At 60.7% G+C, this 13,757-nt stretch carries 12 protein-coding genes; 9 read left to right on the forward strand and 3 right to left on the reverse strand.

Going from position 1 to position 13,757, the window contains the following annotated elements; genetic code table 11:
* Window positions 1-82: 82 nt before the first annotated feature.
* Window positions 83-868 (reverse strand): DUF4097 family beta strand repeat-containing protein, encoded by a 786-nt coding sequence (locus HER32_RS04015; protein WP_149068970.1) that lies wholly within the window; start codon window positions 866-868, stop codon window positions 83-85.
* Between the two features lie 124 nt (window positions 869-992).
* Window positions 993-1,919 (reverse strand): arginase family protein, encoded by a 927-nt coding sequence (locus HER32_RS04020; RefSeq protein WP_168680710.1) that lies wholly within the window; start codon window positions 1,917-1,919, stop codon window positions 993-995.
* A gap of 61 nt (window positions 1,920-1,980) precedes the next feature.
* Here HER32_RS04020 and HER32_RS04025 point away from each other — a divergent pair, with 61 nt between their 5' ends.
* The 9 genes from HER32_RS04025 to yiaA all read left to right on the forward strand — a co-directional run bounded on the left by HER32_RS04025 (window position 1,981) and on the right by yiaA (window position 10,750).
* On the forward strand, window positions 1,981-2,412 hold the full coding sequence (locus HER32_RS04025; RefSeq protein WP_168680712.1) for a hypothetical protein: 432 nt from the start codon (window positions 1,981-1,983) through the stop codon (window positions 2,410-2,412).
* Window positions 2,413-2,551: 139 nt separating this feature from the next.
* Window positions 2,552-3,181 carry a hypothetical protein gene (locus HER32_RS04030; RefSeq protein ID WP_168680714.1) on the forward strand — a complete coding sequence of 210 codons (630 nt, stop codon included), beginning with the start codon at window positions 2,552-2,554 and terminating at the stop codon, window positions 3,179-3,181.
* 178 nt (window positions 3,182-3,359) lie between these two features.
* On the forward strand, window positions 3,360-4,094 hold the full coding sequence (locus HER32_RS04035; protein WP_168680717.1) for a YebC/PmpR family DNA-binding transcriptional regulator: 735 nt from the start codon (window positions 3,360-3,362) through the stop codon (window positions 4,092-4,094).
* 179 nt (window positions 4,095-4,273) lie between these two features.
* Window positions 4,274-5,335, forward strand: coding sequence for a serine hydrolase domain-containing protein (locus tag HER32_RS04040; protein WP_168680719.1), 1,062 nt, complete (start codon window positions 4,274-4,276; stop codon window positions 5,333-5,335).
* Window positions 5,336-5,514: 179 nt separating this feature from the next.
* On the forward strand, window positions 5,515-6,969 hold the full coding sequence (locus HER32_RS04045; RefSeq protein ID WP_168680721.1) for a hypothetical protein: 1,455 nt from the start codon (window positions 5,515-5,517) through the stop codon (window positions 6,967-6,969).
* A gap of 78 nt (window positions 6,970-7,047) precedes the next feature.
* Complete coding sequence (locus HER32_RS04050) at window positions 7,048-8,106, forward strand: proline iminopeptidase-family hydrolase (protein ID WP_168680723.1); 1,059 nt, start codon at window positions 7,048-7,050, stop codon at window positions 8,104-8,106.
* 239 nt (window positions 8,107-8,345) lie between these two features.
* Window positions 8,346-8,702: a hypothetical protein gene (locus HER32_RS04055; protein ID WP_168680725.1), complete on the forward strand. Its 357-nt coding sequence runs from the start codon at window positions 8,346-8,348 to the stop codon at window positions 8,700-8,702.
* A gap of 116 nt (window positions 8,703-8,818) precedes the next feature.
* On the forward strand, window positions 8,819-9,973 hold the full coding sequence (gene rluF / locus HER32_RS04060; RefSeq protein WP_168680732.1) for a 23S rRNA pseudouridine(2604) synthase RluF: 1,155 nt from the start codon (window positions 8,819-8,821) through the stop codon (window positions 9,971-9,973).
* A gap of 375 nt (window positions 9,974-10,348) precedes the next feature.
* Complete coding sequence (gene yiaA / locus HER32_RS04065) at window positions 10,349-10,750, forward strand: inner membrane protein YiaA (protein WP_168680734.1); 402 nt, start codon at window positions 10,349-10,351, stop codon at window positions 10,748-10,750.
* Between the two features lie 81 nt (window positions 10,751-10,831).
* On the opposite strand, the gene HER32_RS04070 is transcribed toward yiaA, so the two are convergent.
* Complete coding sequence (locus tag HER32_RS04070) at window positions 10,832-13,630, reverse strand: TonB-dependent receptor (protein WP_168680736.1); 2,799 nt, start codon at window positions 13,628-13,630, stop codon at window positions 10,832-10,834.
* Window positions 13,631-13,757 lie beyond the last annotated feature (127 nt).

Here is a 13,757-nt window from a genome sequence, read left to right on the forward strand (position 1 = left end):
ACCGATGTGCGGGGGCTTTTGGTTTTCAGCTTCACCGAAGTCAGCGGTAGCAGTACGGGCGTCGGCTTGCTTGGGCAACCAGCTACTGACGCACGGTGATGCCGCCGTTGGTCGTAACGGCCCGGACGGTAGCTCCGCCGCTGCCTAGGTTGGCGGCTATTTCCTTGCTCATCATCCCGGTTTTGGTGACGGGCAGGGCACCGTTGATGCCGCCCATGTTGGTGCTGGTGTAGAACTTGGCCGAGTAGTTTTTGGGCAGATTCCAGGTGATGCCCCCGTTGGTAGTCGATACGTCGAGACCCGCGCCGGTCCATTTCTCCCCAGCCAGCGTGATGCTGAGGCCACCGTTGGTGGTGTTGCCTTTCACGTTGCCGCCTACCTCATCCAACGAAATTCCTCCGTTCACGGCGTCAAAGGCAATATCCGCCGATACGTGGTCGATGTGGATGCCGCCGTTGATGGTTTTTAGGTTCAGGGCCGTGTGGCGGGGCACAAACACCTCGTAGCTCACGGCCCAGCCATTTTCGCTGCCTTCGGCGCGCAGCTTATTGCCTTTAGTGCTGATGCTGATGCCCTGAGCCGTTTTCTGGGCGACTTCGGCCGAGCGGGCCCAGGCCGATACTTTCGCCCGCACCTTCACCTCGGTACCATCGTAGCCGTGTACGGTGATGCCGCCGTTGGCGCGGCCATCAATGGTGAGCGTAGCGGTACCGGGGCTGGCCATGGTCAGGTCGCGGGTTTCGCAGAACTGCTTCTGGGAGCTGCGGCCATCCCCCTCCTTGCAGGTCAGGGAGAAGTTGGCGGTGGTTTGGGCCGTGGCGGCCGTGGCAACAAGACCCAGCGCGAGGGCGAGGAAAGTGGTTTTCATAGCGAAAAGAGAAAGTAGAACAGGATACGTATGGCCTTCAAGCGCCTTACTTGCCCCATAGATGAGCGGCCCTGGCAAACCGTTGCCTGCTACTTCCCGAAACCGTAAAATTTTATACGAAAGCTTACGTAGATGACTGGCTCAGTAGTGCGGCCACGCCCGTGAGGTAAGCCGTAATGATGGTAGCAGCCAGCCGCGCCGTCTGGTGGTCCCGGTCGTAGAGCGGGTTGAGCTCCACCACCTCAAACAACCGCACGGCTTCGGCCTTACCCGCCAGAAAAGCGGCTTCCGTGGCCTGGCGCGGCGTAAAGCCGTCGGCGCTGGGGGCCGATACGGCGGGCGCATACGCTTCGGCGCACCCGTCTATATCAAAGCTCACAAAGGCTGGCCCGCTGCTGGTAGCCCGGCGCAGGGCACGCGTCATGTACTCCGCCATGCCGTCCTGCTGCACGTGCGCCAGCGGCACAATGTGGGCTTGCTGGGCGTGCAGAAAGTCGATATCCTCCTTGGTGTTCAGGTTGGAGTGCAAGCCGATTTCAGTGAACTGCTTTCCGGCCAGGAACCCTTCCCGCAGCAGTTTCCCAAAGGGCGTACCGCTGCTGATCAGGCCGGGCTTGTCCTTCACATCGGCGTGGGCATCGAGGTTGAGGCCGCCCACAGCTTGCGCCCCGTTGGCATCGAACAAACCGCGCACGGTGCTGTAGGTACCATCGTGGGAGCCGCCCAGCACCACCACGCGCGGGTAGCGGCCCAGTAGCCGGGCCAGCTCCACCCGGATCAGCTGGTGCTTGGCGGCGTGGTCGGCGGAGACGCGCAGGGCCAGGTTGCCCGCGTCGGCGATGCGCAGGTGGTCGAGGCTGACGTTGTGCTCCAGGTTGTAGGTTTTGTGGTAGCGGCGCAGCTCCCGCCGGATGGCATCGGGGGCGCCGGCGGCCCCGGCCCGGCCGCCTTCGAGCACGGTGCCGAAGTCGAGCGGCAGGCCCACGAGGCATACATCGGCCTGGGGCAGGGCGGCAGCGGGTTGAATAAGTTCACGCAGAAAAGTAGGCATAAGCCAAAGGTAGCCGAACGGGCCGCAGCCGGAAAAGCGGCGGATAGCGTAATTTGGCGGGATGAAGCTGCGTATCCTTTTCTCTTTCCTGGCTTTGCTGCTCTTCGCGTCCAGTGCGCGGGCCCAGCAAGCTCCTGCTGCTGCCAAGGCCAGCTTTTTCACCACCTACGAGTACCTCACCTACGCCATCAAAGACCTCAGCAATGGCAGTGAGCCGATGCTGGCCCGGGGTGTGGGCGGCACGCTTACGCTTCGCCCCGACGGCGTCTACCAGAAACGGCTGACGCTGGCCGCCAACGGTACACAGATGCGCTTCGACCAGGATGGGCGCTTCGCGTTTGCTGGCGACCGTATCACCTTCACTTACACCGACAGCAAAGGCCAGCCCCGCACCGACCAAGGGACGTTTGTGCTGCGGAATGGGCTGCTCATTTTAACCGTGCAAGGCTACCCCGCCGGCAACCGGGGCATTTATACGCTGCGGGGAAAATAAAATTGCACTTTGCAATTATTAACCTGACCTTTCCTTAAGAAATACAGTTACTATACAAAGAAACTTCAAAAGTTAAAAATGCTTTTTAATGAACCATAAAGCCCGATAAAGTGCTTCGAGGGAAAACTAACCACCTCGTATGTTTCGCTTATCTACGCTTGCCCCTACTAGTCTTTTTCTCATTTTGATTGCCGCCGGCTGCCTGCGCAAGGAAGATGTAGCACCAGCCAGCTCTGCTACCGCCGTGGCTACCTCGGTCGATGCCACGGCTGCTACCGAGCCCGGCGTGCTTTACACCATTCTGAAGGGCCAGCACTACGCCACCAGCAACCCCGTGCGACTGGTAAGCAAAACCAAGCTCAAGTTCTCGGTGAAGTTCGACAATACCGCCGCTTACAAAACCAAGCTGACCAACAACCAAGCCGACGTAAACAAGCTCTACGGCCTCTCCGACTGCAACTCCCTGCACCAAACCAACAGCGCCCGGTTTGGCTGGCGCTGGTACCAGAACCGCTTGGAGCTGCTGGCCTACTCCTACCGCGCCGGCGTAAACACCACCACCCTGCTCACGGCCATCGACCGCAATAAGTGGTACACCTGCGAGCTGCAGATTACCGATGGCAAGTACACCTTTGTGGTGAACGGCAAAAAAGTGGAGCACAAGCGCAGCTGCACCGGTGCGGCCAAAGGCTACCAGCTCTACCCCTACTTCGGCGGCAACGAAACGGCCCCCCAGAACATTACCCTGCGCCTGCAGGACTTGCCCTAACGCCACAGGCTATGAAGCAACCCAGCGCCCCGGTTTTCAGCGTTACGCGCTGGAAGCCGGGGCGCCGGCGTTTGCGGATGGATGCGTTGCGCCCCGCCGCCCTTTCTGCTAACTTGCGGCCCCTTCGGCCCGCCGGCCGGGTGGCTTACTCATTCACTCAATTACTTATTCACCATAGATGGGACGCGCGTTTGAATTCCGCAAAGGCCGCAAAATGAAGCGCTGGGACCGGATGTCCAAAGATTTCACCCGCATTGGTCGGGAGATTGTCATGGCCGTGAAAGAGTCGGGCCCCAACCCCGACACGAACTCGCGCCTGCGCACGGCTATGCAGAACGCCAAGGGCGTGAACATGCCCAAGGACCGGGTGGAAGCTGCCATCAAGCGCGCCAGCAGCAAGGAGGAAAAAGACTACCAGGAAGTGGTGTATGAGGGCTACGCGCCCCACGGCGTGGCCATTGTGATTGAAACCGCCACCGACAACCCCACCCGCACCGTGGCCAACGTGCGCATGTACTTCAACCGCGGCAACGGCGCCCTGGGCACCGCTGGCTCCTCCGACTACACCTTTACCCGCAAAGGCGTGTTTAAGCTGGCCGCCGAAGGCCTCGACCTCGACGAGCTGGAGCTGGAGCTGATTGACGCCGGCGCCGAAGACGTGTACGCCGACCAGGAAGAGGACGAGCACGGCGCGGTGAAGGACTACATCGTGGTAGAAACTGCCTTCACCGACTTCGGGCAGATGCAGAAGGCCCTGGAAGAAAAACACCTCAACGTAGTATCGGCGCAGCTGCAGCGGGTGCCCAACACCACCGTGCACCTCGAAGGCGAGCAGCTGGAAGAAGTTATGAACCTCATCGAAAAGTTTGAGGAGGACGACGACGTGCAGGCCGTGTACCATACCTTGGGCTAAACCCCATATTCGCGCGGATTTTTCGGGTTTCCCGGATATTGTGGACGATTTTTCCGCTTATTACAAGGCCGCCCCATGTGGGCGGCCTTTACTTTTTGGTTGATAAGCAACGAACCGACGGCAGCTCTCATCTGACTTTTATACCATCTATAGCTTTTCTGCGCACTGACGCACGACCTATGCGAATCCTACTTGCCGCCGTTCTGCTTTTCCTCTCCCTCACGACCACCGCCCAGCAGCAGGAGTTGGCCACCCTGCTCAAGCGCGAAAAAGTGCCCGGCTTGCAGGTGGTGTACTCCAAAAACGGCAAATCTACCGCGTACGCGCTGGGGCAGCGCAAAAGCGGCACCCCGCAGGCACTGACGGGCAAGACCACGTTTCAGGCCGCTTCTCTGGGGAAGGTGGTGCTGGCCTACGTGGCTCTGCGCCTGCACGACCGGGGCATGCTGGCCCTGGATAAGCCCTTGCTCTCCTACGCGCCCTACCCGCGCCTGGCCGTCCAGCCCGGCGTCGATAAAATTACGGCCCGAATGGTGCTGACGCACTCCGCCGGCCTGCCCAACTGGGCTGAAAACCCGCTGGCCGACAGCTGGAAAACTTCCGTCCTGCGCCTGAAATATGCTCCCGACAGCTGCTGGAACTACTCCGGCGAAGGCTACGTGTGGCTGCAGAAAACCCTGGAGCACCTCACCGGCAAGTCGTGGGAAGCCTTGGCCCAACAGGAGGTTTTTGGGCCCCTGAAGATGCGTCATAGCAGCTACGTGTGGCAGCCGGGCTTCGACAAAAACGCCAGCTTCGGCCACGATAATACCGGTAAGGCTACTGAAGTCCGCCGGTTTGCGGAGCCCAACGCGGGCTTCAGCTTGCTTTCCACTGCCGACGATTACAGCCGGTTTGTGCAGGCTCTGCTAGCGGGCACCGGTCTGCAGCCGGCTACCCACCAGCTGCTGCTCCGGCCCGCCAGCGAGGCCAACCGCTGCGGCCGTGCCCTCACCCCCACCGATGCCCACATTGCCTGGGCTTGCGGCGTAGGACTCGTGACAACCAGCCGCGGCCCTGCCCTCTGGCACTGGGGCGACAACGGCGACTTCAAGAACTTCTTCCTGGCTTTTCCCGAGCAGCAGGAAACCCTGGTGCTGTTCACCAACGGCGCCAATGGCCAGCGCCTCACCAACGACGTGCTGCAGTTGTTCTTTAGGCCGGGCGAGTACCGGGCGCTGCAGTGGCTGGCGGAGGAGTAGACGAGTATTTGGTATTAAAGACTCAAAAGAACATCATGCTAAGCGGAGCCGAAGCATCTTTACCGCTTCGCAAGACCATTTGATTACCCCGGTAGAGATGCTTCGGCAAGCTCAGCATGACTTAGAACATATTCCTGAAGCCTGCTTTTTCAAGTCTTATCTACTTAGCTCTTATGTCCTTGATACGCTCACTCGCCCTGCTCCTGCTTCTTCTGCTCCCAGAGCTTCCAGCCTGGGCGAAGGCGGCCGATAACTTGCAAGGCTGCTGGAATCAGCAAGCCAAGCCTCTTCAGACAACCAACCTCGCCCTGCGCTACCACGAAACGCTGGCGCAGCTGGAGCACAGCTTTCAGCCCTGGCAGGCCACCAACTACACCGGCACCGGCCGCGTGTGGAGCACCGCAACCAGCTTTTCGAAAAGTGATACGCTGCGGCAAGAAGCCAAAACCTACTTCTCGCGCACCCAACTCACGCCCGCTACCCTACTATTTCAGGACTATGGCGACGAGCAGCTGACCCGCGTAACGCCCGCAGCTTTTCGGGGGCAGGCCGTGCAGGCGGCGCGTTACACCCCGGCCCTGCTCCTGCACTACTTCCACCAACGCAAACCCAAACCCACGTTGGAAAGCACCCGCACCGAAACCGTGTACCAGGACACGCTCGGCGGCAATAGTGTGCGGCTCTATATTCGAACTGCCGATAACCGCCTAAGCAAGGTAACCGCCCTGAGCCACGACGAGCTGTTCGGGGACGTGCTGACGACCTACAGTTATCAGGATTACGCCTCCGTGGGCCAGCTGGCTTATGCCCGCACCATCGTTATTAGCAAAATCAACGGCAAGCTCACAGATACTGTGCAGGTAGTTGCGGCGGCGCTGGAGCCGGCCGCGCCTACGCTGCTCACGGCACCCGCCGGGTATGCCCTGGCTTCGCCCCCCGTTGTCAAGCCCGAAGTTACCGTAACGCACCACGGCGCGCACCTGCACTTTCTGGAGCTCAAGCACACCGACGACAAAGTGCTGGTGGTGGAGTTCAGCTCGTTTCTGCTGGTGGCCGAGGCGCCGCTGAACAGTGAGAACGGGGAGCTGATTCTGGCCGAAGCCCGCAAGCTGGCCCCGGGCAAGCCCGTGCGCTACTTTGTGGCGGGGCACTACCACCCGCACTACCTGGGCGGCGTGCGGCCCTTTGTGCACCGGGGCGCCACCATCCTCACCACGCCCGCCGATGTGCCCTACGTGCAGTACCTGGCCAAGGCCCCGCACTCCCTGCACCCCGACAGCTTGCAGCTGCACACCCGCCCGCTGCGCACCGAGGAAATAACCACCAGCAAGACCATTGCAGAGGACGGATTTGCGATGCAGATTCACGTCATCGGCAGCAAGTCCCAGCATACCAACGACTATTTGGTGTACTACTTCCCCAATGAAAAGCTGCTGTTTGAGGACGATTTGGTGTGGATAGCGCGGCAGGGACCGAGCCGCAAGGCCAGCGCCCGGCAGGTAGGCTTGTACCAGGCCATCCGCGAACTGAAGCTGCCGGTGGAAACCATTGTGCAGTCGTGGCCGGTGCAGGACTACGGGGTGAAGACCGTTATTCCGTTTCGGGAATTGGAGCAGTCGGTGACGGGCAAGTAACGCAGGCCGGGGCAACAGTTGGTGCCAGCGGGAATTATCGGTAGGTTTAGCTTTCTACACCCTACCTGCCCCACAACCATGCGCACAACTCTTCTCGGCCTCGGCCTGCTGCTGACCCTGTTGGGTAGCTGCTCCTCCCCCACTTCCCAGCCCACCAAAACCACGGCGGCGGCCTCCTCCCTGGCCAGCTACTTTCCCGCCGCCGATTCAGGTGTGCAAACCGGCGGTGTGCAAATCGTCTCCATCACCACGCCCAAGGGCAAGTTCAATGTGTGGACGAAGCGGTTTGGTAATAATCCGCGCATTAAGCTGCTACTGCTCAACGGCGGGCCGGGCGCCACGCACGAGTACTTCGAGTGCATGGAAAGCTTCCTGCCCCAGGAAGGCATCGAGTTCATTTACTACGACCAGCTGGGCTGCGGCAACTCCGACAACCCCAAGGATACGGCCATGTGGAGCCTGCCGCGCTACGTGGAGGAAGTAGAACAAGTACGCCAGGCCCTCAAGCTCGACAAAGACAACTTCTACCTGCTGGGCCACAGCTGGGGCGGCATCCTGGCCGCCGAGTACGCCCTCAAGTACCAGCAGCACCTCAAGGGCCTCGTGATTTCCAACATGATGATGAGCATTCCAGCCTATAACCGGTACGCCGACGAGGTGCTGGCGCCCCAGCTCAAGCCCGAGGTGCTGGCCGAAATCCGCAAGATTGAAGCGGCTAAGGACTTCCAGAACCCGCGCTACATGGAGCTGCTGGAGCCCAACTTCTACGCCCAGCACCTGTGCCGCCTGCCCCAGCTGCCCGAGCCCATGACCCGCTCCCTGGGCAAAACCAACCAGTCGCTCTATGTGACCATGCAGGGCCCCAGCGAGTTTGGCGCCTCCGGTAAGCTCCTGAACTGGGACCGGGTGGCCGACCTGCCCAAGCTCGCGGTGCCCGTACTCAGCATCGGCGGCCGGCACGATACCATGGACCCCGAGCACATGCGCATGGTAGCCCAGAAAGTGCAGCACGGCACCGCCCTCATCTGCCCCGAAGGCTCCCACATGAGTATGTACGACGACCAGGCTACCTACATGCGCGGCCTCACGAAGTGGATGCTGGCCGTGGATAAAGGCGAGCAGCAGGTAAAGCTGTAAATCAACTCCTGCATATTGACAAGGCGTTTTTCAATAGCTGTCATCCTGAGCGAAGCGAAGGACCTCGTCACGGTAGAACAATAATCGTAACAACGGTTTGTTCCGATGTGACAAGGTCCTTCGCTTCGCTCAGGATGACCACTTATTTACCACCTGTGAGTCTTCCGTGACACCGCCTATTTAGAACAAACCTTCCGCTGAAGCGTGGTGCTTGCGGCATTTTCTGTGAGCTTTGTCAAATGTCCGTTCCCTACCACGCCCTCTTCCTGCTAGAAGCCGATACCGCGTTTATTTTCGAAATCAAGCGCCTTGATGTGCAGAGCACCGACCCCGCCGACGTGTACTTCTGGCTGCGCTTCGACAAAGCCACCCAGGCCCTGGAGTTGCTGACGTTTGAGGCCATGAGCGCGGCTGATGGCGAGCAGCGGCGGCAATTTTCCCAAGGCCAGCTGCGGTTTTCGGCCGCTGGCGGCACCTTTACGCCGGCCACAGACGGTCCGGCGCTGGCCCTGCGCCCGCATGCGCCGCCTAAGCTGCCGGCCGCGCTGGAACAGGCCCTGTTCGCGTTTTTTGACAAAGCCGAAAGCCCGGCGTAAGGCTACCCGGCCCCAATGCCGTATCTTTGCAGGCTGCCGACCCTTCTAGGGCCGGCAGCCTGTTTTTTTACCCGTGGGCGCGCACCAGCGGCGCGGCCTCTTCCCGACTCTGCTCTATGGCCACTCGTCTCAACAAATACATCAGCGAAAGCGGCATCTGCTCCCGCCGCGAAGCCGACCGCCACATCGAGCAGGGCAACGTGCTGGTAAACGGCAAGCGCGCCGCCATCGGCGACCAGGTGACGAGCAAGGACCGCGTAGTAGTCAACGGCATTGCCATTGAGCCCCGGGCCGAGGAAGATGCCATCTACATTGCCTACAACAAGCCCCCGGGCATCGTTACCACCACCGATACCAGCATCAAGGACAACATCATCCGGGCCATCAAGCACTCGGTGCGCATTTTCCCCGTAGGCCGCCTGGACAAGGAGTCGCAGGGCCTGATTCTGCTCACCAGCAACGGCGACATCGTCAACAAAATCCTGCGCGCCGGCAACCAGCACGAGAAAGAGTATGTGGTGATGGTGGACAAGCCCCTCAAGGACGACTTCATCGAGGCCATGGCCAACGGGGTGCCTATTCTGGGGGTGATGACGCAGAAGTGCAAGGTGGTGAAGGACACGCCCTACATCTTCCGCATCACCCTCATCCAGGGCATGAACCGCCAGATCCGGCGCATGTGCGAGCATTTCGGCTACGAAGTGGTGCAGCTGGAGCGCATCCGGGTGATGAACATCAGCATCAAAGGCCTGGGCCTGAACGAGTGGCGCGAGCTGACGGAAAAGGAATTGAAAGTGCTGTTTGAGATGCTGGAAAACTCCAGCAGCGCCGACGACGGCTCCGTGCCGCGCCGCCGCAAGAGCGTATCCACGGCCACCCAGTGGGCCGACCGCCCCGGCCGCAAAACCGCCCGCCCCATCACCATGCGCCCCGCCGTGGCCCGCCCCGCCTCCACCGACGACGAAGCCGACGCCCCGCGCAAAACCAAAGCCCGCCCCGCCGGCGCCTGGGTTGACAAGCCTGCTCCCGGCCGCAAGGCAGCCGGCCCGAAAGGCCTGGCTTCGGCAGGCCGGTCGGCGGGCTCGGGCCGGCCAACCAACGCGGTGGGTCCGCGCCCTGGGGCGGCGGCTGGCAAGGCTAGCCGCCCGGCCAGCGCCGCCGGGGGTAAGCGGCAGTCTGCTTCCAAAAGCCTCAACCGCACGCCCAAAGGCAACTCCGGCAACCGCGGTAGCAGCCGCAATGCCTCCACCCGGGGCGGAAAACGGTCCTAGTTTTGCTTTTTGTTATGACCAGCGGGCTGTTCCATCACGGAGCAGCCCGCTATTTTTTTGGGGAAGTGGGAAGAAGTATGCCGTAGGGGCGGGAACAAGCTCCGCTCCTTCTTTACGCTGTGCACAGGCACTTCTTCTCCTGCCTTTAAGAGAAATATTCTTTCTTGAAAAATCAGATAGAATCTCCTGAATATACCCGTTTTCAGCACGTTAAACGGTTTTTCAGGTGCTGTCTTCCTGGATATGTAGGGGTAACAAAAGTCTGATTCAGGCAACTCTTACGCATCGGTTAGCTGCGGCAGTACACTATGTTTGAGCATCGGGAGCGGATATACCGCTACCTCTCTCACTTTTTACCTGACTGCCCTACCTGCTATGAGCACCAAACCCTCCAATGCCTTTGTGGCCGCCTCCTGGGTGGCATTGCTGGCCGGCATGGCCGCCTTTGTGGTAGGCCTCTGGAACGCGCAGATGCTACTCAACGAAAAGGGTTACTACTTCACCATCCTGCTGTTCGGGCTGTTTGCGGCGGTGTCGCTGCAAAAGAGCGTGCGCGACCAGCTGGAAGGCATTCCCGTCACCAACATCTATTACGGCCTGTGCTGGTTTTCTACCCTGGCCGCCATTATGCTGCTGGCCGTGGGCCTGTGGAATGCCTCCCTGGCGCTCAGCGAAAAAGGCTTTTACGCCATGTCGTTTATGCTGGCTTTGTTCGGGGCTATTGCCGTGCAGAAAAACACCCGCGACGGTAAAAGCAACCACGACCTTTCTGCCTAGCAGCTATAGCCGATACCACGCAAAAAAGCCTGTTCTCCGGCCAGAGAACAGGCTTTTTCATGAGCGCATACGCGCAGCCGCTTACTTCACATCTACCAGCAGGCCCACGTACACCAGGCGGCCCAGGTTGGGCGCCCCAATCACCTGCAGGTTGTTGGTGTTGAACAGGTTGGAGGCACCCAGCTGGAACGTGGTGCCCAGCTTGGGCACCATGTAGCCGGCGTAGGCATCGGTGGTGCTGTAGTCCTTGATCATGCCCGTGGCGAAGGGCAGCTCCTGCTGGTGGCCCTGCACCCAACGGTAGTTTACCGAGTACGACAGGCTCTTCAACACCACGCCATTCACGCCCAGGTTGTACTTGTGCTTGGGCGTGTTGAAGAACGTGCGGAAGCCGGCGGGCAGATTGCTGCGGTCCAGCACGTTCAGGGAGTAGTTGCCGGTCAGGTTCACGGCCTTGCTCAGGTAGTAGGTAAGACCCACCGTGGCACCCTGGGTGCGCACGGGCTGGGCGTTGTTGCGGGCCAGGGAGATGATGCGCGGGGCCGAGGCGCTGGTGGCCCGGAAAGCCGAGAGGTAGCCGGCGTCAAACTCTGCCTGGGTAGGCTCACTGCCATCCGGGCGGCTCACCAGGTACGAAACCCCGATAAAGTCCTTGTACGTGCTGCGGAAGTAGCTGGCATCCAGGTACAGGTTGGGTAGCACGACGCCCTTGTAGCCTACTTCGGCGGTGCCCACCTGCTCCAGGCGCAGCTTGTCGAAGCTCACCTTGAAGGGCGTGAGGTCCATGCCGGAGAAGGGTACGTAGTTACGGCCGTTAGCATCCGTAAACAGGTAGCCCTTGAAGCCGTTTTCCGAGTTGCCGCGGAACACGTAGTCCGACACGTCGGAGTACAGGAACTGGTCGGTCTGGGAAGGGCTGCGGAAGGCGCGGCCGTAGCTGGCGCGGAAGTTATGCTGCTTGTTTTCGCCCAGGGTGTACACCGCTGCGGCGCGGGGTGAAACGGCCGTTTTAAAGTTCTTGAACGCATCCACGCGGGCCGCGGCGCTCAGCTTCAGGTGGTCGTCGAGCAGGGTATGGGTAAGCTGGCCGTAGGTGCCGTACTCGTGGTTACGGATGCGTTTGCCATCGAAGTCGTTGAACAGCTTACCGTTGGAGCCTAACCGGTACTGGCGGTAGGCCGCGCCTAGCGTCAGCTCCGGGCCTTCCTCGCCCAGCTTAAAGGTGCGCTGCCCGCTCACGTCGTTGAGGTAGGAGCTGAAGTTCTGCTTGGAGCCTACGCCGGGCTGGTCTTCGTTGATGATTTGCTGGCGTAGCGTGGCGAAACGCTCCGAGGAAACGGCGGGCTGGGTGGCATCGGCGGCCTGCTTGGCCAGCACCAGCGCTTCGTCTATGCTGCGGCCCTTGCCACGCTCTGCATCGTAGGTGTTATTGTAGGTGACGAAGTAAAAGTCGCGGTTGCTGAGCTGGGGAATAGCTGCGCTGGGGCTTTTCAGGATCAGGCCCGAGAGCTGGGTCAGCTCGTAGGTGTCGCCGGTGAAGTCCTGGGTGGAATAGGCGCGCAGGAAGCCGCGGGCGCTTTTCAGCTCAGCCCGAAACTGGTTGGTGCCCAAATCTTTCACCCGGAAACGACTGATGTTCTGATAGGTAGCCGAGCCGATGGCGCGCTTGGCTTCCACGGTCAGCTTCAGGTCGTCGCGCAAAAGGTAGGTAACGGCGGCCTGCAGGCGGCGGGAGTCGGTTTTGGTGTCGCCGGCTAGCAGCTCCCGCTCGGTGTAGCCGGGCATGTACACGGTTTTGCCGTAAAGCTCGGGGTGCACCTTAAAGCCCAGCGCGGGCACGTCCTGCACCGGCGAGAAGGTGTTGTTGAGCTCCCCGTAGCGGTTGATGGCATCAATACCCAGCACCGAGCCGGTTGGGTTCTGAGAGCCGGCGTTGGCGTTGTAGTTTTCCGGAATCCACTCATCGGCCCGGAAGGCACTGGCGTTGATTTTAAAGGCAAACCGCTTGCCCAGCTTCTGGGCGTAGCGCAGCTGCCCGTCCAGCAGGTTGCGCTGCCCGGCGCGCAGGCGCACGCTCAGCCCGTCGTACACGAAGGGGTCTTTGCTGTTAAACAGAATTACCCCGCTCAGGGCATTGGAGCCGTAGAGGGCCGAAGCCGGCCCGTGGATAATTTCGATGCTTTCCATGTCCAGCTCCGGAATACCCACCAGGTTGCCCGGGCTCAGGTTCAGGGAAGGCAGGGCCGTATCCATGTAGTCCACCAGCTGCACTACCCGCTCCGATTTGGCCGTGTTGAAGCCCCGGGTACTCACGCTGGTAAAGAGCATGGACGAGGAGTTTACGTCGACGCCGGGCAGGTTGCCCAGGCCGCCCAGCACCTCGGGGGTGCTGATGCGCTCAATCTGCCGCTCCGATACCTTGTCGATGGTGACGGGAGCCCGCAGAATGCTTTCCTCCACGCGGGAGGCCGCAACTACGGTTTCGTTGAGCAGGGTGGCGCTGCGCACCATCTGCACACTCAGGGCCGTGTTGGCCTGGCTTACCTGCAGGGTCTGGGTTTCGTAGCCCACGTAGGCTACCACCAGCTCTACCGGCGCCCCGTCAAACGTGGCCAGCAGGGAAAACTTGCCGAACTGGTCGGTGCTGGTCCCGATGAAGGTGCCTTTGATAAAGACCGTGGCACCCGGCAGCGGTTCGCCATTGGCCAGTTGAATTACCCCGGCCACGTTGGCTTCGGAGGGGTCGGCTTTTACGGCCTTTGCGGCGGCGGCTTTGCGGCGGGTTGCGTGCTGGGGCTTTTCACCCCCGGCCGGCGCGGCGGCCAGCGGACCCGCCTGTAGCAGTGCGGCGACAAGCAGAGGAGCGTATTTGTGTTGCATTAGGCTAAATTTTAGGAGAGCACAAGTCCCAAAACTACGCACGCTGGTTCAATGCCCAGCTTCCTATTCGATAAAAAGCCCCTGAAAGCCGCCGAGCGAGGGTCAATCCCGGCTAAAGTCAGTAGCA

The organism is Hymenobacter sp. BT18, from assembly GCF_012273015.1.
GTDB lineage: Bacteria > Bacteroidota > Bacteroidia > Cytophagales > Hymenobacteraceae > Hymenobacter > Hymenobacter lutimineralis.